Origin of the sequence: Microbacterium sp. MYb72, assembly GCF_002979415.1 — a bacterium.
GTDB classification, from domain to species: domain Bacteria; phylum Actinomycetota; class Actinomycetes; order Actinomycetales; family Microbacteriaceae; genus Microbacterium; species Microbacterium natoriense.
The window spans coordinates 13,948-32,856 of record NZ_PCOT01000003.1 but is presented as its reverse complement, the minus strand read 5'-3'; the positions used below and the strand labels follow the sequence as shown (position 1 = coordinate 32,856).

Genomic DNA, 18,909 nt, shown 5'->3' with positions numbered 1-18,909 from the left:
CGGATGCCTCCAGGGTAATCGCGATCAGGACCGCTCCCACACCCGCGCGACGAAGGCCTCCATGCGGCGACGGGTGCCGTCGAGGCGGTAGTCGACCTGCCCCGGGGCCCGCACCTCGTTCGGCGCGAGCGGATGAGCCAGCCGGACGCTCTCGTGACAGGAGAGATCGGCGCAGATGTAGGTGCCGACCGAATCGCCCCGCTCGCCCTCGTCGCCCGCACGCCGAGCGGAGAACATCGCGACCTGGTTGCCCGGCTGCATCGTGTGGCAGATGTTGCACATCCCGGAGCGTGCGCGCCCCGGCTCGGAGACGCGCAGCACGACGCCCCTGATCTGACCTTCGTGCTGGATCAGCACGTACCCGCGCTTGCCGGCGCTCGGGTCGCGCCAGGCGAAGAAGTCGAGGTAGTCCCAGTCGACGAGCACGAAATCGTGCGGCATCTCCATGACCCGCAGCTCGTCGGCATCCGCATTGACGAACGAGGAGCGGACTTCTGCCTCGGTGAGCGCTCGCATCGCACCAGTCTAGGCAGAGCGATCAGAGCCGGATGCCGTCGATCTCCGACTGCCGGAGAGCGCGCAGCAGCTCTCGCGGAGGGTGCTCGGAGTCGGGCAGCGCGGAGATCTGCATGATCGCCGCGACACCGGCGACGGTCGGCCGGACGCGGCCGTCCTCTCGGCGCGCCAGACTCTGGGAGATCAGCGTCTCGAGCCTGCGAGCCTTCCGCGTGGAGGGGAAGGGACCGCCGATCGGCTCGTTCTCGAGGAACTCCTTCTCGGTGAGCGGCTCTGCGGTCGCCAGTTCGTGCTCGACCAGAGCGGAGAGCGTGAGACGCAGCGCATCGGAGAGCTCGGCCCCGCGCAGCTCACCGCGCAGGAGCTCGTCGTCGATGCTCACATCGAGGGCGGCACGGCGACGCAGCGGCGCCGCCCCGCTCTGCGGGAGCGGGGTGGTTTCGGGCACGCCGGGTAGGCGCCGATCGTCGGCGTTCATACTTGCAAGACGCGCGAGAACGCGTTCCATTACGCGGAATCGGTCGGAGAGTCGTCGGACGGCACCGGATCCGCGCGCAGATCACGCACCGATTCGCGCGTGATGAGCGGCATCGGAACCACGCCCGCAGGCGGAGGAGCTGGCCGCCGCTACTGCGTGAGGACGCGGGGCTCGGAGTCGTCGAAGCCGCTCTTGAGCACGACCGTGGTCCACGGCACAGGCGCGTCCGCGAAGATCGGCTCGAGGATCTCCCACATCCGCTCGGCGTCTCCCCCGGTGAAGTAGAGCGCGTACTCGCCGTCTCCGACGTCGTTGCCGTCGATCGCGCCGGCCTCGGCGGCGGCGAGCGCCTCATCGGCGGCGAGCTCCGTGGCGAGCATCTTGTCCATGAGGTCGAGGTCGAACCGCTCGTCGCGGCTCTCGAACTTCACGACGACCCAGCCTTCACCCGCCGCCTCGGACTCCACAGCCGGTGCGCCGGCATCCGGCTCCTCTGCCACCGGCGACGCGTTCGTCGAGCAGCCGGTCGTGAGCAGCAGCAGGACACCCGCGGCGAGCGCCGCCGACCAGAACCGTGAGGCAGACATGCGCCCGATGCTAGCGGGTCGCTCCCCGACCGCGATCGCCAGCGCCGGGTCAGCGACGCTGACGGGCGAGCTCGGCCTGACGGAGGACGCGCAGCAGCTCGCGCGGCAGACGCGGCCCCTCCAGCGACGACGGCCGCAGCACCGCGGAGATGCCGGCGACCGTGGCGTGCAGGCCGCGGCCCTCGCGGCGGACGAGGTTCATGCCAGCGAGAGCATCGAGCCGGCGACGGTAGCGCCCCGCTCCGAACAGACGGCGCGTGCGCACGGTGGCGAGCAGCTCGGCCTCGGTGAGCGGCTCCTCCTGCTTGAGCTCGTGCTCGACGACCAGCACCAGCGCCGAACGCAACGGCTCCTCGAGAGTGGCCCCCCGCAGGTCTCCGCGCACGATCTCCTCGTCGATGCTCAGGTCGAGCATCGCCCGTCGCTGCAGACGAGTCCCGACCGCGATGAAGGCGGCATCCGACTCAGGATCACGGAACAGGCGCGGCTCGATGATGCTCATACCGATGAGATGCAGAGAGGGGCCGTTTCATTACGCGAATCCGATCGATCTCATGCCGGACCCGGCATGCAGGCGGGGAGCGCCGACCGCGCGGCTACACTGGGCGCACTCGATCGCGACCCACCGGAGAAACATGCGCCTCACCGACTTCACGCCACCGGACACCGCGGCCGCACGAGGCGCGCTGGCTCTGCTCGACGACTTCCACACGCCGGCGATCGCGAACCATGTGGTGCGCTCGTGGCTCTGGGCCGAGGCCTTCGCGATCATCGAGGGCCGCACCGACGTCGATCACGAGCTGCTCTACACCGCTGCGATCCTCCACGACATCGGCCTGGTGCCCGCCTACGACAACCACGCTCTCGGCTACGAGGAGGCCGGCGGCTTCGTCGGCGAAGCCCTCACCGCGGGGGCCGGGTGGTCGCCCGACCGGCGCCGGCGAGTGAACGAGGTCATCGTGCGCCACAACTGGCCCGAAGTCGACCCCGACGAGGATGTCGAGGGCTACCTGCTGGAGATCGCGACCGGCCTCGACATCTCGGGGCGACGCGACGAGGAGATACCCCTCGACTTCCGCCGCGAGGTGCTCAACGCCTACCCGCGGCTCACGCTCGCCGAGGAGTTCGGCACGTGCGTGCTCGACCAATCGGCGCGGAAGCCCCGCAGCGCCGCGCGGCGCCTCGTCGACGGCGGCCTCATCCGCAAGCTGGCGGAGAATCCGCTCGAGAGCGTGTGAGCGGAAAGGCAGCGCGTGCGTCGACTCCGACCGGCCGTTGCGGGATCCTCCTGGGCATGCGAGCCTGGTGGCACTGGTGTGGACAGGGTCGTCGAGTGGAGTGAATGTGAGCGTTCCGGAACAGCGAGTCGAGCGCATGATCGAGCCTCGGCAGGTGACGGCCCGCCTGTCCCCCGCCGCTTTCGCCGCCGCACTGGTGCTCTTCGCCGGTGTCGCGACCGCAGCGGGGCTCCCCGACATCACCATCCGCTACGTGAGCTTCGCGGCGATGATCGCCGCGATCGTCTCCGGCGTGGTCGCGGTGCGATACGGCCCGGCGTGGGTCCGGGCGGTCAGCGCCGTCGTCGCCGTGATCGCCCTCATGCTCGGGTCCACGTTCTTCGGACTGACCTACTCCTGACGCTCGGCGCTGCAGCGCGGACGGTGATCAGCCGACTCTGACGACGCGAGCGAAGGCCCCCAGTGTCTCCCTTCGGTGCGATGCGGCGATGACCGTGCCGGGGAAAGCTCCGAGCACGTCGGAGATGATGCGCTCGGACTCCGCGTCCAGGCTCGCCGTGATCTCATCGACGATGAGGATGCGGGGCTCCCGGCAGAGCGCCCGCGCGAGCGCCAGCCGCGCCCGCTGACCCCCGGAGAGGCGCACTCCGTGCTCTCCGAGTTCGTCGTCGAGGGCGATCCAGTCGTCGGCGCCGACCCTGGTGAGGGCGTCCCGCAGCTCGCCGTCGCTGCGGATGCCGTCGCCGCGCAGCAGGTTCTCGCGCACGGTGCCGTGGAAGAGCCTGGCGTCCTGCTCCACGACGGCGACGACGCGTCGGAGGTCGGCGTCGCGGACACGGCCCAGCGGATACGCCGCCCCCGACTCGTCGGTGAGCGCGACCGCGCCGGCATCCGGATCCCACAGACGAGCCGCGAGGGCGATGACCGTGCTCTTGCCCGCGCCCGACGGGCCCGCCAGCCCGACGTGCTCGCCCGGTGCGACGTCGAGAGACCAGTCGTGCACCACCTCGGACCGATCGTCGTAGGAGAACGAGACCCTGCCGAACCGCACACCCAGCGGTCCGTCCGGCAGGGGGATCGGATCGTCGACCGGCGCGACGACCGGCGGACGACGGAGTCCGGCGCCCACGCGGTCGGCGCTCGCGATCAGCGGATGCAGCTCCGACACGGTGCGCGCGGCATCCGCGACCGCGGCGACCCCCGTGACGGCCAGCGCGACGAGCGCAGGGAGCAGCGCCGCGTGGGCGTCGTCCGTGCCGCGCTGCACGAGAGCCACCGCGATCACACCGATCACGACGACGGCCAGGATCAGCTCGCGCGTCCCGTCGACGAGGTGCGAGATGGCCTCCCGGCGACGGCTGATGCGCGCCGACCGCCGCGTTCCCGCGACCGCCTCCCGTACGACGCGGTCCTGCAGACCGTAGGCGAGGATCTCGCGCAGCGCGCCGAGCGCGTCCACCAGCCGCTCGGACTGCGTCTCCCGTTCCCGCTGCTCCTGGGCCCCGACGCGACGCGCGGGACCCGCTCCCGCCCAGGCCGTGAGCGCGACGGCGAGGGCTCCGCCGAGCATCACGAGCCCCACTGCCGGCATCACCGCGACGGCGCACACCAGCGCCCCGACGAACAGGGTGAGCGCCGCGCCGATCTGCGCGACCGTGTGCGCGTAGAAGAACTCCAGCTTCTCGATGTCGGTCAGCGCCACGGATGCCGCGCGCCCTGAGTGCTCCCTGCGGCGGCCGGGCACACTGCGCGAGTAGGCGTCGAACAGCGCCATCCGGAGTCGAGCGAGGACCCGATACGCGAGAGCGTGCGAGACATCCATCTCCCGCCAGGTGAGGACCGTGCGCACGAGCACGAGAGCGCCGAGAGCGATCCACCACGCCGCAGGCGGCCAGGATCCGTGCACCACCGCCCCGCCGACGCCCAGGGCGGTGAGCACGCCGATCGCCGCGAGGGCGCACAGACTCGCCGTGGCGATCGCGTAGCTGCCGACGATCCTCCGCCATTCCGGCCTCAGGGGCGGGAGCAGGCGGGCGAGCACGACGACGGCGGAGGTCACGATGCCTCCCTCACGAGCATCCCGTCGCGCAGGACGCGCACGTCGGCGACCCGCGCGAGGGCCTCGGGGCGGTGGCTGATCATGAGCACGATCCTCTCTGCGGCGACACGCTCCAGCGTCTCCGCGACGGTCAGGGCGCTGCGGTCGTCGAGGGCGCTGGTCGGCTCGTCGACGAGGAGCACGGGGCGGCGCGCGAGCAGCGCCCTCGCGAGGGCGAGCCGCTGTCTCTGCCCGCCGGAGAGGCTCGTCCCCGCCTCCGCCACCATCGCGTCGAACCCCTCGGGGATCGCTCTGATCTCGTCGAGCACGCCGGCGGCTGCGCAGGCCCGTTCGAGCGCTTCCTGCCCCGCACCGAACAGATCGACGTTCTCCCTGATGGTTCCCGCGAACAGGACGGGTCGCTGCGAGACCACGGCGACGTCGGAGGCGCGGAGCGGACGTCCGTCGAGCTCCACCGTGCCCGATGACGCCGGGAGGAACCCGAGGACCACGTCGAACAGCGTGGACTTGCCCGCACCGGAAGGCCCGGCGATCGCGTGCACCTCCCCCCGCTCGGCACGGAGGTCGACGCCCCGGAGGACGTCGGCGGCGGCGCCGGGGTAGCGATACGAGAGACCCGTGATGCGCAGCACCTCCCCCGCGGGTGCCGCGGGGTGGGCCTCGACGGGAGACCGCTCGACGTCGGGGCGTCGGAACGCCCCCAGCGCGACCAGCCCCGGCACGGCCGTGAGCCCGAGGAACCCCGCATGCCAGTGCCGCGAGAGCTCGCGCACCGGGCGGAACGCCTCCGACGAGAGCAGGAGCAGCGCGTAGACCTCGACGGCAGGGGGATGCCCCGTCATCACGGAGACGACGGCGAGGCCGGCCGCGACGACCACCCCGGCCTGCACGGCGAGATCGGTGATGGCCGTCTCCGCGAGAGACGATCGCATGACCCGCTCGGTGGCGAGGCGGAGGGCTTCGGATCTCGCATCCAGTCGGGAGCGCGTCGCGGGCACGTCGCCCAGCGCACGCAGCGTCGACATGCCGCGGAGCGATTCGAGCAGGTCGCCGCTGAGCGCTTCGTAGCTGTCCCAGTGCGCGAATCCGCGCCGCGCGAGCATCCTCTTCCAGAGCAGCGGACCGAGCACGGCGAGCAGGATGCCGAGCGACACGCACAGCGCGGCCAGGGGCGACAGCATCCCCACCAGTGCGACGGCGATCACGCTGCCGACGGCGAGCTGCACCACGGCGGGGATGTACTTCGACACGTAGGCGTCGGTCCCGTCGATCCCGTCGCCGATGGTGAGCTGGGTGGACCCGTCCCGGAGCGCCGCGTCGTGCAGGCGCCACGGCACGAGCACCGCCCTGACGGCGGCATCCCGCAGATCCTCCCTGACCCGCGCACCGAGTCGCGCGGCGACGTCGCCCTGAGCGAGCGTGAGCAGCACCCGGGTCGCGCCGATCGCGACGATCGCGCCGATGCCGGCCAGCGCCCCTGCCACGTCCGCACGCACGAACGCCGCGAGCGCCCAGGCGAGGGAGAGCGCCTGCAGGAGGTGCGTGGCGAACACCAGGAGCAGGAGCACGACGCTTCCGCCGAGCAGCCACGGATGCCGTCGCGCTTCGCGCCACAGCGGGGGGACGATCATCATCGTGGACCTCCAGGGGTGTCGAGGAGGGCGACGGCGTGGAGGATCCAGCGGTCGCCGGTCGAGGGGAAGCCGGAGACGGGACGGGCGCCCGCGTCTCCGGAGAGCGAGACCTCGTAGCAGAGGCGTGCGGCGGAGAGGTGAGACTCCCAGAGCGCGGCGGCGACGGCATCCGGAGCGGCATCCACCGGCACCGCCCAGGAGGAGATCGCCGATGCGCCGCGCACCCACGCCTGCCCCGCGGCGCGCGCGATGCGCTCCGCGTCGGGCCGAGGCGCCGGTCCGATGCGTGCGGAGAACTCCTCGATCGATGGTGAACGGCGGCCGGCGAGCGCCGCGCGGCGGGCGGGGAGCGACGCCGGGTCATCGGCGATCTCGACGGCGGCGAGAGGGATCTCCGGCGCGAGCCCGAGCGCGAGCCACGCCTCCGCGTCGGCTGCCCGCGGAACCCCCAGCATCCCGCGCAGGCGGTCGGACGGGCCGAGCTCGACCTGTCCGGTCTGCGCGCCCAGCAGGAACTGCACGGCAGCGAGTGCGTAGGCGGCGTCCGCGATCCACAGGGGCCAGGCCCGGTGACGATAGCGCCCGAACGATCGGCCCGGCTGCACGGTGAACACCAGCCTCGTTCCCGCGGTGCCCCGCTCCGACGCGGGCCACCCGGAGGCACCCTCCGCCTCGGCATCCCGCCGGAGGATGACTCCGCGCTCGTGGTCGAACACGCGTCTCGCACCCGTCCCGTCGATCACGTGCGTCTGCACCGGATAGCAGGCCCCCGCCGAGGGAACGGGTCGGCGGGGTATGCGGGTCGGCGTGCCGTCCGCTGCCCGATGGAGGGGCCCGGGGTGCCACAGGTCGTCGAGGAGATCCCGCACACCCTGCGACGGACCGTCGACGATGGCGCCCGCGGCGGCCCAGTCGTTCACCCTCGGTCCGGGCGGAAGCGGACCCGCCGGCGCGCGCGACGACATCGCCTCGGCGAGCGGACCGAGGATGCCGCGGCGCGCCTGTCTCATGACACTCACCGCGGCCCTCACATGTGCGGGGCCGGGAGGAGCGTGAAGTCCTCCGGTCCCCCGGTCCAGGTCGTGCGCCAGCCGCGCTCCTCCGCGGCGGCCCTGAACCGCGGCATCCCGAGATAGGAGAACGCGGCGGGCGCGTTGGGCACGAACCCCGTGACGATCGAGCGCACCACCCGCAGGTGCGTGCGCCGTACGTCGGAGGTGGTGAGGTCGCGCGTGAGCACCCGATGCCCCCGCTCGCGCAGTCGCCGATAGACCTCGTCCATCGTCACCGCAGACATCGCGCTCAGCGGGCGCACTCCCTGCACGGGCGCCTGGAACCGGCGCGCCTCGCCGTGCACGGCGGGATCGAGCCACACCTGCACGTGCGCGCCGAGATCGATCACGTTCTCGTACTGCGGGCCCGCCGCGGTCGTGTAGTCCGCGTCGGGGCGGTGGTCGAGCGTGAGGCCCTTCGCCATCAGCCCCTCGGCGACAGCACGGAACACCCACCCGTCGGCCGCAGTGCAGCCCTGCGTGTAGATCCACGTGTGCACGGCCTCCAGCACCGCCTTGCGTGCGGCGCGCTCCGGCTCGAGGGCTGCGGAGAACCCGGCCGCGTACAGGCCGCGCTCCTCGTCGTGCACGAGCGCACCGATCGCGGGGGCGAACTCCGACGGCATCGCGACGAGCCACACGCGCAGGCTGCTGCCCCGCAGGTCGTCGAGCAGACCGGGGACGGTGGCGGGGTCGATGCCGAATGCGGGGCCGTCGAGGTGCCACCAGACCTCCAGCGCATCGCGCTCCACGACCTCGAGCACTCCCCTGTCGCGCGCATCGTCGACCCCGTCGCCGGTGGCGATACCGGCGTAGTTCAGGTGGTGCGTCCGGGGCAGCGCGCGGAACCGGGACTGCCGCCAGTTCAGGTGCACGAGGGCGTCCGGCACCCAGACGGATCCGCCGCCGAGCTCGTCGCACCTCGCCCACAGCGTCGGGGTGTCGGGGAGCAGCCGCTGATACGGGAAGCCCGGCCGATCGAGCTGCCAGTCGGCGAACCGGGGCAGCGCGGACTCGTCGAGGACCGCCTCCCCTTGTGCTCGCAGCTCCTGCGCCGTGGTGACGCGCAGCTCGCCGGGTGGAAGGACATCCGGCAGCCAGTTGCCGCAGTACCGCTCGACGCCCTCGCCGATGGCGGCGATGCGCGCCTGAGCGCGGTCTCCGAAGGACGTGCCGAGTGAGACGCGGTCGGCCGGCCACTCGCCGAGGATGCGCGCGTCGGCGACGGATGCCGTGAGCGCGAGGTATCGGTCCGGTGCACCGGACGGATGCGGGACCTCCCGCACGGAGCGGATGATCCCGGTCTCAGGGTCGACCAGGACCTCGGCCGTCAGGGTGGGTCGCCCGGGGGTGCGGTGCAGGGTGTCGCTGGTCATGCTGTCCTCTCGTGTCGCCAACGACCGGCGTCGGCGTCGAAGGCGGATCGGGTGCGGCGGGCCCGATGCCCGTCAGGGGCGGCGGGAGCGGGAGACGCCGAGGGCAGGCCGTTCTCGGCCAACCAGTCGTCGAGCACGCCGCCGATCCCCCCGGCGCTGCGCAGCCGGGATCGCACGTCGTCGTCGACGATGTCGTCGGCCAGCCGATGCCCCCAGGGGCCGTCGACCACGCGGATGCGGGCACTCCACGCGTCGGCGAGTCGACCGGCGTCGGCGAAGAAGAAGTCGTGGTCGCCGCGGATGAGGAGCAGGGGCGCCCGGATCGCACCGTAGGCGCGAGCCAGGTCGACCGGAGGGGCGGACCAGAGGCGCCGCCATCCCGACAGGACGTCGTGCGTCCATCCCCATTCCTCGGCGGCGCGATGCACGCCCACCTCTCTCGCCCTGTTCACGCGCGCGGCGAGCTCCTCGTCGGCGAGCGGCGGCAGAGACCGGGATCCGCGCCCGTGCTGGTGCCACCACCCGATGCGGTGGAGGAGCTGCGGCTCTCCGTGTTCATCCCACGCGGTCTCGGCGAGGCCGAGCGCGGGGACGAGGAGCACCAGCGCGTCGACATCGACGACCCTGGCCGCTTCGAGCGCGGTGTGCGCGGCATATGAACCGCCGGACAGCACGACGGGGAGCCCCGGCTCGTCGCTTCTGATCGCCTCGACGACGGCTCGGCCGTCGCCGCGTTCGGCGAGATAGGGGTGCCAGTCCCCCTCGGAGGAGTGGCGGCCGCGGACGTCGTGGATGACGCAGCCGTAGCCCCGTCGCGTCCAGGCCTTCGCGGTGGCGCCGTGCCGCCAGGCACCGTACGGCGTGCGGATGAGCACCGTCCCCCTCGGCTCCTCCGGCTCCCAGACCCATCCGCGCAGGAGCACGCCGTCTGGGGCGACCACGTCGTGCCTGCGGGCGTCGCGCGGCGGCGTCATCGGATCACGCGCTCAGGGGCCGCGGGATACGCGAGCACCGTGTGCTCGGTGACGGCGCCGAGCGCGGGCACCAGCTTCCACAGGGTCGTGCGCAGCCGGTCGAGCGAGGGGTCGTCCTGCGCCCACGCGGCCGCGATCTGCAGCAGTCGCCCCAGCACGAGCACCCGCGTGGCGTCATCGACGGGTGCACTCGCCGTCGGCGCCGCCCGGTGCCAGGCCTCAGTCGCGGTCGGCGCGCTGCTCGCCGCCACGCGTCTCGTGGCGACCTGCACGGAGGTGGGGTCGTCGCCGTCGAGGGCGAGAGGTTCGATGAGGACGCATTCGCCGTCGCGGTGCGCGCGAAGCCAGGCCACGCCGCGCCGCGGCAGCAGGTCGTGATGCGGCCACCGCCGGCGACCCCGCGCGTCGTCGGCGTACGCGATCACGAGGGCCGCGTCCTGCGGGGGCTCCTCATCGGCGTCGAGACGGGTGACCGCCGCTCCCCAGGTGGCGAGGGCGCCACCCAGTTCATCCAGGATCGGGTCGGAACCGAGGAGGCAGACGGCACGACGCGCGGTCGGCCAGCGGCGGCTGGCGTCTTCAGCTTCCCGCGTGCGCACCTCCTCGGTCAGTCGATGGAGGTAGTCCGCAGCGTCTCCGTCCGGCCCGCTCTCGATGGCGGCGACCAGTCCGTCGGGCGGCGCATCGAGAAGCGTGAGACGCCCGGTGCGCAGCCTGACCCGGTGTCGGCCGTCGGCGCCCGAGACGAGGTGCGCCCCGGTGCCGGGGAGCGGATGGATGCGGGATTCGGCGGTCATGGATCCTCTCGAGGGTGGGCCCGGCCGGGCGAGGACGCCCGGCCGGGGTTGAGTGCGCTCGGAAGCGCGGCGGAAGGATCCGCGGTCAGTCGAAGGGGTTCTCGACCAGTGCGTTCGAGTGCGTCGCCGACAGGTGCGCCAGCTGCTCGGACTCTTCGATCTCTGCGAGGATCTGCTTTTCCATTTCGTGCTCCTTCTGTGAGGTGGTCCGCTCCGCGATCTGCGGGGCGGGGTTCACGGTGTGTGAACACTGACGACCCTAAATGATAATGATTCTCAATATCTACTAGGCTGACCCCCATGTCCTCTTCGCTCCCCCTCCTCGCCGCTGATCACCGGGCCGGAATCGTCTACGAGATCCAGAACGGCTCTCGGCGTGTCGTCGTCGCCGACGCCTGGCTCGCCGAGCACGCGGGTTTCCTCCGACTCCCCGCCGTCGCATCGGGAAGATGGGCCTTCGCGGACGATCGCGGAGGCGCCCTCGTCGTCGGAGGCGCCGGGGAGGTCCGCCGCATCCCGATCGCCATCCCCGCCGAACACCTCACCTGCGACGCATCGGGTCGGCACGTCGTGGTCACATCGGGCCTGGGGATGAACGAGGCCGCATGGAGCGACCTCGTGTCGGTCGTCGACCTCGCGGCCGGATCCTCTGCGCGATTCCGCGTCCGCACCGGCGAGCCGGGCGTCGTCATCGCGCCGGACCAGGCATCGGGCGACGCGATGATCGTGCTCCGCCACCGCGAGCCCGGCGCCGTCGAGGCGCTGCCGCTGGCCTCGGCGCTCGACGTGGGGCCGCACGCGCCGGTGCTCCGCGGAGCGATCCTCGACGACCTCGCTCCCGACGGTCACGGCGATGTCGTCGACCCCGTGTCAGGTGTCGTCGGCGTCGCGACCGGCCGCGGCCTCGAACGCTTCATCGTCGACCGCGGGGCGCCCCGGGCGATCGGCATCGTCCCCTGGCCCGTCGAGGGTCGCGCGTTCTACCTGCGCCTCGCCGGCGACACCGGGCGCGTCACGGGCATCGTGCGCGGTGGGCCGGCGTCGCCAGGAGCGTGGCCCGAATGGACCAACACCTTCGTCGAGATCGACCTCGCATCCGGAGCATCCACGGCGGTCGCCCTTCCGCCGGGGCTCGCGTTCCGGTTCGCCCTCGCCGCGGGTGTCGCCGCCGTCGCCGTCATCCACCCCGACGGCGACGCGATGGTCGTGATCGATCGGCAGCAGGCGCGCATCTCCCGGATCGTCCCGCTCCCCCCGATGACGGACCCGCCACAGGCCGGACGGATGCCGTGGGACGGCGTCGACGGACAGGCGGCGCAACGCCGATCGATCGCGATCGATCCGCTGACCGGCGCCATCGCGGTCACCAGCGGCGGCGACGGCATGATCCACCTGATCGACGATCACGAGATCACCACGATCGCGGTCCCCACCCCCCTCGACGAGGGCGGTCACCTCCTGTGGGCGGGCGACGACGACCGCGTGAACGATCTGGTCGGCCGATGAGCGCACACCGTGCGGTGCTCGACGCCGCCCTGTCCCGCGCCGAGCACCACGGTCGGCCGGGGCTCCCCATCGGAGGCTTCGTGCTGGGCCGCCGAGACGGCAGCCCTCGACGCGGCATCCATCGGCTCGACGGCACCCCGGTGATCGAGCCAGACGGCCACCTGCAGCGGATCCACCCCTCGCCCGACGGCCGCCTCATCGCCGTCGAGTGGGCTCCCTCCGCCGACGAGAACGCCGTCCTCGGCATCGTGGACGCGTCCTCCGGCACGATGCATCCGCACCCCGGCATCCGTCTCCGCTACGACACCGTGCTGTGGACACCGGACTCGCGCTCCCTCGACGTCGTCGCGAGCCGAGACGACGCTCTCGTCTCCCTCGACGTCGAGACCGGTGCGGTGCAGTCGACTGCCCTCGCCCCCGGGACGCGCGTGCGGCTGTTCCCCGGCGGCACGCGCGGCCTGCTCGCCCGCAGCCTCGCCGGGGGCACGAGGCTCAGCGACCGCGCGACGGAGACGACTCTGGGCCGATGGCCGGCGCTGCGGCGCGCATGGCCGCTCGCCGACGCGGTGCTGGTGCATCACGACGGAGGGCTCGACGCCGTGGGTCTCGACGGAACCGCGCTCTGGCGCTGGAGCGATCCGCTGGTGCAGGTCATCGACGCCACGGTGCACGGCGACCGGGTCGTCGTGCTCGCGGTCGCTCAGGGGTGCAGCGTGCTCATCGACCTCCACGACGGCGTCGAGGTCGGTCGCACGGAGGCCGCATCGTCGGCCGCCGACGCCCTCACCGTCACGGAGATCGGCGTCGACGACGGCGTGCTGCGCCTCTCGGTCGAGGGCCCGCTCACCCCGCCACGGATCGTGGAGCGGATGCCGCAGGGCGGTACGAGCCTCCCCGCTGTCGCCGCGTTGCCCGGGACCACCACCCGGTACGACCTCCCCGCCGACGACGGTGGGACCCTGTCGGTCCATGTCACCGTCCCGTCGGGCGCGGAGGGCCCGCTGCCGCTGCTCCTCACCTGCTACGGCGGCTTCGGCATCCCCCATCTCCCGGTCTACGAGCCCACCGTCTCCGCCTGGATCGCGCACGGGGGTGCGTATGCGACGGCGCAGCTCCGGGGCGGTGGAGAGCACGGAGCGGCCTGGCGCGACGCGGGCCACGGCGCCCGCAAGACGCGAACGGTCGCCGATCTCGCCGACGTCGCGCGCGGGCTCATCCGCAGCGGTGTCACCCGCCCCGATCTTCTCGTCCTCGTCGGAGCCTCGCTGGGCGGTGTCGTCGCGGCCTCGTGCGCGCTGCGGCATCCCGACCTGTGCAAAGGATTCGCGACCACGGCTGCTCCGCTCGATCTGCTCGCCCTCGACGAGCATCCGCTCGGGTCGCGCTGGCGAGCGGAGTTCGGCGACGACGGCGCCGCGGAAGCCCGCGAGCGGCTCCGTGCGCTCTCGCCCCTCGCCCGAGCCGAGGCGCTGCAGATCGGCGCGACGGTTCCGGCGTACCTGGGGATCGTGCTCGGACAGGACACGAGAGTCCTCGCCCGCGACACGCATCGGATGACCGCGGCGCTGCGACGCGCGGGCGGATCCGCCCGGACCTGGACGGCGGCGGATGCCGGGCACGGGGCGAACGAGCAGACCGTGCTGCACGAGCTGGGCCTCGCCGTGCTCGAGTTCGCCGCCGACGTCACGACAGGAGACTCACGATGACCGCATCTCCCGGCACCACGATGGAGAGCGCCGGTCGGAGCAGCCCGTCCTCCCGCCCTGAGCCGAGACGGCGTCGTCGCGGTCGGACGCTCCCCGTCGGCGCGACGGTGACGACGACCGCCCTGCTCTCCCTGCTCGTCCTCGTGCTCTCCGCGGCCGTCGGCCCCGTCTCCGTCTCCCCCGTCGACGCCGCGAAGATCGTGATCGGCCATCTCCTCCCCGGCATGCCGTGGATGACCGACGGCACGCTCACGCCGCTGCAGGATCAGGCGGTGTGGCAGTTCCGGCTGCCGCGCTCGCTCCTCGCCGGGCTCTCGGGCGCTGGGCTCGCCCTCGCCGGGGCGATGATGCAGGCGGTGGTGCGCAACCCGCTCGCCGAGCCGTACATCCTCGGCGTCTCCTCCGGGGCGAGCGTCGGCGCCGTGCTGGTGATCGTCTCCGGCGGCGCCACCTTCCTCGGCCTCACGATGAGCGGAGCGGCCTTCGTGGGCGCGGTCGTCGCGTGCCTGCTCGTCGCCGCCCTCGCCCGCATCCGCGGGGAGCTGTCGCCGACGAGGATGATCCTCGCGGGCGTCGCGCTCGGCTCGCTGCTGAGCGCCGTGACGAGCTACCTCACGCTGACCACCGATGCCCAGAACGTCGTCAGCGTCATGTTCTTCCTCCTCGGCAGCGTCTCCGCCGCCGACATGTCGTCGCTGGCGATCCCCGCCGCCGCCCTCGCCGTCGCCGTCATCGCGGCGCTCGGACTGTCGCGGTCGATGAACGCGCTTCTCGCGGGCGACGAGTCGGCCCTGGCCGTCGGCGTGCGGACCACACGGGTGCGCGGGCTGCTGCTGATCTTCGCGTCGCTCCTGACCGGCGCGATCGTCGCGGTGAGCGGGGGCATCGGCTTCGTCGGTCTCGTCGTGCCGCACATGGCCCGCCTCCTGGTCGGCTCCGACCATCGTCGGATGCTCCCGGTCACGATCCTCGGCGGCGCGCTGTTCCTCATGGTGGCCGATCTGCTCGCCCGCACGGTGGCGGCGCCGACGGAGATCCCTCTCGGCATCCTCACCGCGTTCGTCGGGGCGCCCTTCTTCCTCTGGCTGATGCGGAGCGGCGGCGAGCGGGCGGGGTTCGACCGATGACCGTCCTCTTCGACGACGTCAGCGTGGTGCGCGGCGGCCGCACGGTGCTCCACGGGATCGACCTCGAGGTCGGCACCGGACGCATCGTGGGGCTCCTCGGTCCGAACGGCAGCGGCAAGTCGACCCTTCTGCGCACCCTGTTCAGCGGGCGGCGTCCGCACCGCGGGCGGGTCGAGATCGACGGCGCCGACGTCTCGCTCATGGCCCCTCGGGCGCTCGCCCGCACCGTGTCGGTCATGCTGCAGGATTCGCCCTCCGAGTTCGATCTGACCGTGCGGGAGACCGTCCTCGTCGGACGCTCGCCGCACCGGCCGCCGTTCAGCCGCGACACTCCTGACGACCTGCGCATCGTCGACGACGCCCTCCGCACGGCCGACGTGCACGAACTCGGCGACCGCCTCGTGCGCCGGCTCTCCGGAGGCCAGCGCCAGCGGGTCATGCTCGCGCGCGCGCTCGCTCAGAGCGGAGAGATCCTCGTGCTGGACGAGCCGACCAACCACCTCGACATCGCGCACCAGCTCGACCTCATGCGCGTCGTCAGCGGGCTCGGCACCACGGTCATCGCGGCGCTCCACGACCTCAACATCGCCGCGGCGTTCTGCGATGACGTCGCGGTGCTCGACGAGGGAAGGATCGTGGCCTTCGGCCCTCCGGATGCCGTGCTCACCCCCGCCCTGGTCGACGAGGTGTTCCACGTCACCGCGCGCATCGCCGTCGAGGTCGACACCGGCGCCAGGGCGATGACCTTCCACCCCCGCGGGCCCGGCGACCGCTGAACCCGCATCCGACCCCCCTCAGAAGGAGAAGAAGAGAGAATGACACCCCGAACCCGAAGCATCCGCCTGCTCGCCGCCGTCGCGGTGGGAGCAGGATCCCTCGCACTCGCCGCATGCGGCACCGGCGTGACGTCGGGAGCCGCGCCGACCACGTCGACGGATGCCGTCACGATCGAGAACTGCGGCCGCACGGTCGAGATCCCGTCGACGCCCACGGCGGTCGTGGGACTGCACCCGTCGCAGACGGAGCTGCTGCTGAGGCTCGGCCTCGCCGATCGCCTCGTCGGCCAGGCCCAGGCCACGGCGCAGGAGCTGCCCGACGACGTCGCCGGCCTGGCGGCCGATGTGCCCGTCATCGGCGGAGACACCCCGCCGAGCCGCGAGGAGCTGCTCGCCGTCCAGCCCGACTTCGTGTACTCGCCGACCACGTACGAGTTCACCGCCGAACAGGGCTTCGCCAGCATCGAGCAGCTGACCCAGGCCGGCGTCGCCGCCTACACGGCCACCGGAGGATGCTTCGACCGCCGCATGGAGGGCACGGTCGACGACCTCTTCACCGACCTGAAGAACCTCGGCACGATCTTCCACGTCGAGGGCGAGGCCGACGACCTCATCGCCTCGTCCCGGGCCGAGCTCGCCGCGGTGGATGCCGCGATCGACGGCCGCGACCGGCCGCGCGTGGCGCAGGTCTTCGTCGAGGGCACCACCCTGACGGCCATCGGTGCCGGCATCGAGTACGACATCCTGCACCGCGCAGGGGCCGACAACGTGTTCACCCCCGACGACCCCGCATTCTCGGACTTCTTCGCCGCCGAGATCACGCCGGAGTCGCTCGCCGCCGAGGCCCCCGACGCTCTCGTCTTCGCGGTGTCGGACCCCGCGCACGAGTCGGCGGTCCGCGCGTACCTCGCGGCGACCTTCCCCGACATGCCAGCGGTGCGCGACGGACGACTCATCGCCGTCTCCGCCACGGACATGTTCCCCGGCACGCTCGGCAACGTCTCCGCGGTCAGGCAGATCGCCGAGGGCCTCTACCCCGACGCGGCCTTCGAGACGCCAGCGCCGTAGGTGATCCCGTGCGGCGCTCCCCGGCGGGGCGCCGCGCGGTGAGGGTGGGGGCGATGCGGGATAGCTCGCTGCTCGGTCCGCCCTACGCATGAATGAAGGGCCCCGCTTCGCGAGGCCCTTCATGTGGTGGCGAGTGAGGGATTCGAACCCCCGAATGCAGTGCAGTCTGATTTACAGTCAGATCCCTTTGGCCGCTTGGGTAACTCGCCATTGCGCACCCGTCCAACTTCGACAGCCAACCGGGGGCACGAGTGTCAATCATACCGGTCGGAACGTGGGGAGAGAAATCGAGAATCGAGGCAGGTCCCCGGTCGTCCGAGCCGGCGCTTCAGCTCCCGTACACGCCGCGGTCGGCGTCGCCCAGAGACTCCGGAGTGCGCAGCAGCCCGCCCTCCATGCGGCAGGTCGCAGCGGCCACGTCCATCGCTCTGCGCAGCAGCGCAGCCCAGTCGGATTCTCCCGCCACGAGACCAGCGGCCACTGCGGCGAGGGTGGCATCGCCCGCCCCCACGGTGTCGACGACCCGACCGGGTAGCGTCGAGATCGGGGCGCTGACGACGCCGGCATCCGACTCGATCACCGCGCCCTGAGACCCCGCCGTCGCGAGCACCGCCCGCGTGCCGAGACCTCGCAGTCTCGCACGCAGCGCATCGAGGTCGCCGTCGTACAGCAGGGCTGCGTCATCCGCCCCGACCTTCACGATCGCGGCGTCGGCGGCGACGCGCTCGAATCCGCGCACGAACTCGTCCCGGTCGCTCAGCATGCCCGCTCGGGGGTTCGGGTCGACGGCGAGACGCGCGCCCGTGACCGCCTCCACGAACGCGTCGGTCTCCGCCGGCACGTCGAACGGGAAGCAGCTGACCACCACGAGATCGGCCTGGGAGATCGCCTCCCTGGCCTCGTCGGAGTAACGGATGCTGCGCTGCTGCGCCGCCTCGTTGAAGACGTACTGCGGTTCGCCCTCAGCCGAGCGGGTGACGATCGCCCGGGAGGACCCGTGCGGCGCGGTGCTCGCGATCAGTCGCACGTCGTGGTCGGCGAGGTACTCGCGGATATGCGCTCCCGGCTCGTCATCGCCGACCATCGCGATCAGCGTCGTCGGCACCCCCAACCGGCGCAGCCCCACCGCCACGTTCAACGCGGCCCCTCCGACCAGTTCGCGGACGTTGCCGCCATCGCGGATCTCGTCGATCAGCGCATCGCCGATGACGACGACGCGTCCTTCAGCCGCAGAATCAGTGCTCATCCCGCCGACATTACCGCGCCGTCCTCCGACGCACACGCTGTGTCCCGTATCGCTCCGGCGACTCCTGACGGTACGGTGAGCGCATGAACGCTCGAATCGCCGCAGGAGCCGCCGCGCTGCTCTTCATCTCCGTCCTCGCCGGATGCGGACCCGCGGCGTCCAGCGGCGGCGGAGCGAGCGGCAGCCCGAAGCCGTCCTCCTCCGCAGAGGAGTCCGGAAAGCCGTCGCCCACGGCATCCCCCTCCCCGACCGCGACGACGAAATCCGTCGCCCTGCCCACCGACTGCCGGGCGATCCTGTCGGCGGACGTGCTCGCCCAGCTCGACGGCGTGCCGCTCAACGACGCGGCGTTCGGCCCGTCCGGCGTCGGATCCAACGGCACCCTCACCTGCATCTGGGCCGACCCGGGCGCCGACACGACGAGCCTGGTCACCACGATCTCCCGCATGAACCGCGGCCCCGCGCTCGACCTGCTCAACGGCCTCGTGTCCGACGAGGGCTTCAGCTGCTTCACGCCCGACGACGGCACCCGCTGTGAGAAGACCTGGCCCAACGCGCAGTACCCGGTCACCGACGGTCGCACGCTGTTCTGGCGCGACGACGTGCTCATCGACACCCGGTACTCGAACCTCGCTCCCAGCGGCTACACGTCCAGCATCATCGCGAAGCTCTTCGACTGAGTCCCGCTCGCTTCCGCCCGTCGCCTGCTCCAGCGCCGGTCGATCTCCCGCGCCGCTCGCGCTCGCGCGGCCGATCCGCCCTGAGGAGT

At 72.3% G+C, this 18,909-nt stretch carries 20 protein-coding genes and 1 tRNA gene; 8 read left to right on the top strand and 13 right to left on the bottom strand.

The annotated features are described in order from the left end of the window. Positions 1–24: 24 nt before the first annotated feature. The 4 genes from CQ047_RS02220 to CQ047_RS02205 form a co-directional block, all read right to left on the bottom strand. Complete coding sequence (locus tag CQ047_RS02220) at positions 25–516, bottom strand: FBP domain-containing protein (RefSeq protein ID WP_105672652.1); 492 nt, start codon at positions 514–516, stop codon at positions 25–27. 22 nt (positions 517–538) lie between these two features. Beyond that, positions 539–964: a hypothetical protein gene (locus CQ047_RS02215; RefSeq protein ID WP_146114250.1), complete on the bottom strand. Its 426-nt coding sequence runs from the start codon at positions 962–964 to the stop codon at positions 539–541. Between the two features lie 179 nt (positions 965–1,143). Then, entirely contained in the window at positions 1,144–1,581 is a 438-nt protein-coding gene (locus CQ047_RS02210) for a hypothetical protein (RefSeq protein ID WP_105672650.1), read from the bottom strand. A 49-nt stretch (positions 1,582–1,630) separates the two neighbouring features. Beyond that, positions 1,631–2,083 (bottom strand): hypothetical protein, encoded by a 453-nt coding sequence (locus tag CQ047_RS02205; RefSeq protein WP_105672649.1) that lies wholly within the window; start codon positions 2,081–2,083, stop codon positions 1,631–1,633. A gap of 133 nt (positions 2,084–2,216) precedes the next feature. Between CQ047_RS02205 and CQ047_RS02200 the strand changes: the two genes are divergently transcribed. Beyond that, positions 2,217–2,819 carry an HD domain-containing protein gene (locus CQ047_RS02200; RefSeq protein ID WP_105672648.1) on the top strand — a complete coding sequence of 201 codons (603 nt, stop codon included), beginning with the start codon at positions 2,217–2,219 and terminating at the stop codon, positions 2,817–2,819. Between the two features lie 136 nt (positions 2,820–2,955). Beyond that, the gene (locus tag CQ047_RS02195; RefSeq protein WP_105672647.1) at positions 2,956–3,219 is read left to right on the top strand and encodes a hypothetical protein; all 264 of its coding nucleotides are present in this window, start codon (positions 2,956–2,958) and stop codon (positions 3,217–3,219) included. A 27-nt stretch (positions 3,220–3,246) separates the two neighbouring features. Here the strand turns inward: CQ047_RS02195 and CQ047_RS02190 are convergent, their stop codons facing one another. The 7 genes from CQ047_RS02190 to amiA all read right to left on the bottom strand — a co-directional run bounded on the left by CQ047_RS02190 (position 3,247) and on the right by amiA (position 10,895). Next, positions 3,247–4,878 (bottom strand): ABC transporter ATP-binding protein, encoded by a 1,632-nt coding sequence (locus tag CQ047_RS02190; RefSeq protein WP_105672646.1) that lies wholly within the window; start codon positions 4,876–4,878, stop codon positions 3,247–3,249. Continuing rightward, a complete protein-coding gene (locus tag CQ047_RS02185) occupies positions 4,875–6,512 on the bottom strand; it encodes an ATP-binding cassette domain-containing protein (protein WP_181155810.1) in 1,638 nt (545 codons plus the stop codon). Before CQ047_RS02185 ends, CQ047_RS02190 begins: the two co-directional genes overlap by 4 nt. Further along, positions 6,509–7,522: a hypothetical protein gene (locus CQ047_RS02180; protein WP_105672645.1), complete on the bottom strand. Its 1,014-nt coding sequence runs from the start codon at positions 7,520–7,522 to the stop codon at positions 6,509–6,511. The genes CQ047_RS02185 and CQ047_RS02180 overlap by 4 nt, the downstream gene beginning before the upstream one ends. A gap of 17 nt (positions 7,523–7,539) precedes the next feature. Beyond that, the gene (locus CQ047_RS02175; protein ID WP_105672644.1) at positions 7,540–8,940 is read right to left on the bottom strand and encodes a YcaO-like family protein; all 1,401 of its coding nucleotides are present in this window, start codon (positions 8,938–8,940) and stop codon (positions 7,540–7,542) included. Next, the gene (locus CQ047_RS02170; protein WP_105672643.1) at positions 8,937–9,914 is read right to left on the bottom strand and encodes a CocE/NonD family hydrolase; all 978 of its coding nucleotides are present in this window, start codon (positions 9,912–9,914) and stop codon (positions 8,937–8,939) included. Before CQ047_RS02170 ends, CQ047_RS02175 begins: the two co-directional genes overlap by 4 nt. Then, entirely contained in the window at positions 9,911–10,711 is an 801-nt protein-coding gene (locus tag CQ047_RS02165) for a hypothetical protein (protein ID WP_105672642.1), read from the bottom strand. Before CQ047_RS02165 ends, CQ047_RS02170 begins: the two co-directional genes overlap by 4 nt. An 85-nt stretch (positions 10,712–10,796) precedes the next feature. Next, positions 10,797–10,895, bottom strand: a complete 99-nt coding sequence (amiA, locus tag CQ047_RS19030) for a streptamidine family RiPP (RefSeq protein ID WP_254408313.1) — start codon at positions 10,893–10,895, stop codon at positions 10,797–10,799. A 116-nt stretch (positions 10,896–11,011) separates the two neighbouring features. Between amiA and CQ047_RS02160 the strand changes: the two genes are divergently transcribed. Genes CQ047_RS02160 through CQ047_RS02140 form a run of 5 tightly spaced genes read left to right on the top strand, consistent with a single transcriptional unit; the run spans position 11,012 to position 16,894 of the window. Further along, positions 11,012–12,217, top strand: a complete 1,206-nt coding sequence (locus CQ047_RS02160) for a hypothetical protein (protein ID WP_105672641.1) — start codon at positions 11,012–11,014, stop codon at positions 12,215–12,217. Then, positions 12,214–13,923 carry a prolyl oligopeptidase family serine peptidase gene (locus CQ047_RS02155; protein ID WP_105672640.1) on the top strand — a complete coding sequence of 570 codons (1,710 nt, stop codon included), beginning with the start codon at positions 12,214–12,216 and terminating at the stop codon, positions 13,921–13,923. Before CQ047_RS02160 ends, CQ047_RS02155 begins: the two co-directional genes overlap by 4 nt. After that, positions 13,920–15,050 carry an iron ABC transporter permease gene (locus CQ047_RS02150; protein WP_258132441.1) on the top strand — a complete coding sequence of 377 codons (1,131 nt, stop codon included), beginning with the start codon at positions 13,920–13,922 and terminating at the stop codon, positions 15,048–15,050. Before CQ047_RS02155 ends, CQ047_RS02150 begins: the two co-directional genes overlap by 4 nt. Beyond that, positions 15,047–15,826 carry an ABC transporter ATP-binding protein gene (locus tag CQ047_RS02145; RefSeq protein WP_105672639.1) on the top strand — a complete coding sequence of 260 codons (780 nt, stop codon included), beginning with the start codon at positions 15,047–15,049 and terminating at the stop codon, positions 15,824–15,826. Before CQ047_RS02150 ends, CQ047_RS02145 begins: the two co-directional genes overlap by 4 nt. Before the next feature lie 39 nt (positions 15,827–15,865). Then, positions 15,866–16,894, top strand: a complete 1,029-nt coding sequence (locus tag CQ047_RS02140; protein ID WP_219844578.1) for an ABC transporter substrate-binding protein — start codon at positions 15,866–15,868, stop codon at positions 16,892–16,894. A 124-nt stretch (positions 16,895–17,018) separates the two neighbouring features. On the opposite strand, the gene CQ047_RS02135 is transcribed toward CQ047_RS02140, so the two are convergent. Further along, positions 17,019–17,103 (bottom strand) — tRNA-Tyr (locus CQ047_RS02135). Between the two features lie 119 nt (positions 17,104–17,222). After that, positions 17,223–18,140: a PfkB family carbohydrate kinase gene (locus CQ047_RS02130; protein ID WP_105672638.1), complete on the bottom strand. Its 918-nt coding sequence runs from the start codon at positions 18,138–18,140 to the stop codon at positions 17,223–17,225. Between the two features lie 83 nt (positions 18,141–18,223). Between CQ047_RS02130 and CQ047_RS02125 the strand changes: the two genes are divergently transcribed. Further along, a complete protein-coding gene (locus tag CQ047_RS02125) occupies positions 18,224–18,820 on the top strand; it encodes a hypothetical protein (RefSeq protein WP_105672637.1) in 597 nt (198 codons plus the stop codon). Positions 18,821–18,909: the final 89 nt, after the last annotated feature.

Excerpts from the sequence above, each read along its gene's own strand:
- amiA (WP_254408313.1), bottom strand. The coding sequence starts at position 10,895 with ATGGAAAAGCAGATCCTCGCAGAGATCGAAGAGTCCGAGCAGCTGGCG.
- CQ047_RS02140 (WP_219844578.1), top strand. The coding sequence starts at position 15,866 with ATGACACCCCGAACCCGAAGCATCCGCCTGCTCGCCGCCGTCGCGGTG.
- CQ047_RS02125 (WP_105672637.1), top strand. The coding sequence starts at position 18,224 with ATGAACGCTCGAATCGCCGCAGGAGCCGCCGCGCTGCTCTTCATCTCC.
- CQ047_RS02155 (WP_105672640.1), top strand. The coding sequence starts at position 12,214 with ATGAGCGCACACCGTGCGGTGCTCGACGCCGCCCTGTCCCGCGCCGAG.
- CQ047_RS02205 (WP_105672649.1), bottom strand. The coding sequence starts at position 2,083 with ATGAGCATCATCGAGCCGCGCCTGTTCCGTGATCCTGAGTCGGATGCC.
- CQ047_RS02185 (WP_181155810.1), bottom strand. The coding sequence starts at position 6,512 with ATGATGATCGTCCCCCCGCTGTGGCGCGAAGCGCGACGGCATCCGTGG.
- CQ047_RS02165 (WP_105672642.1), bottom strand. The coding sequence starts at position 10,711 with ATGACCGCCGAATCCCGCATCCATCCGCTCCCCGGCACCGGGGCGCAC.
- CQ047_RS02130 (WP_105672638.1), bottom strand. The coding sequence starts at position 18,140 with ATGAGCACTGATTCTGCGGCTGAAGGACGCGTCGTCGTCATCGGCGAT.
- CQ047_RS02170 (WP_105672643.1), bottom strand. The coding sequence starts at position 9,914 with ATGACGCCGCCGCGCGACGCCCGCAGGCACGACGTGGTCGCCCCAGAC.
- CQ047_RS02200 (WP_105672648.1), top strand. The coding sequence starts at position 2,217 with ATGCGCCTCACCGACTTCACGCCACCGGACACCGCGGCCGCACGAGGC.
- CQ047_RS02210 (WP_105672650.1), bottom strand. The coding sequence starts at position 1,581 with ATGTCTGCCTCACGGTTCTGGTCGGCGGCGCTCGCCGCGGGTGTCCTG.
- CQ047_RS02145 (WP_105672639.1), top strand. The coding sequence starts at position 15,047 with ATGACCGTCCTCTTCGACGACGTCAGCGTGGTGCGCGGCGGCCGCACG.
- CQ047_RS02220 (WP_105672652.1), bottom strand. The coding sequence starts at position 516 with ATGCGAGCGCTCACCGAGGCAGAAGTCCGCTCCTCGTTCGTCAATGCG.
- CQ047_RS02195 (WP_105672647.1), top strand. The coding sequence starts at position 2,956 with ATGATCGAGCCTCGGCAGGTGACGGCCCGCCTGTCCCCCGCCGCTTTC.
- CQ047_RS02160 (WP_105672641.1), top strand. The coding sequence starts at position 11,012 with ATGTCCTCTTCGCTCCCCCTCCTCGCCGCTGATCACCGGGCCGGAATC.
- CQ047_RS02180 (WP_105672645.1), bottom strand. The coding sequence starts at position 7,522 with ATGAGACAGGCGCGCCGCGGCATCCTCGGTCCGCTCGCCGAGGCGATG.
- CQ047_RS02150 (WP_258132441.1), top strand. The coding sequence starts at position 13,920 with ATGACCGCATCTCCCGGCACCACGATGGAGAGCGCCGGTCGGAGCAGC.
- CQ047_RS02175 (WP_105672644.1), bottom strand. The coding sequence starts at position 8,940 with ATGACCAGCGACACCCTGCACCGCACCCCCGGGCGACCCACCCTGACG.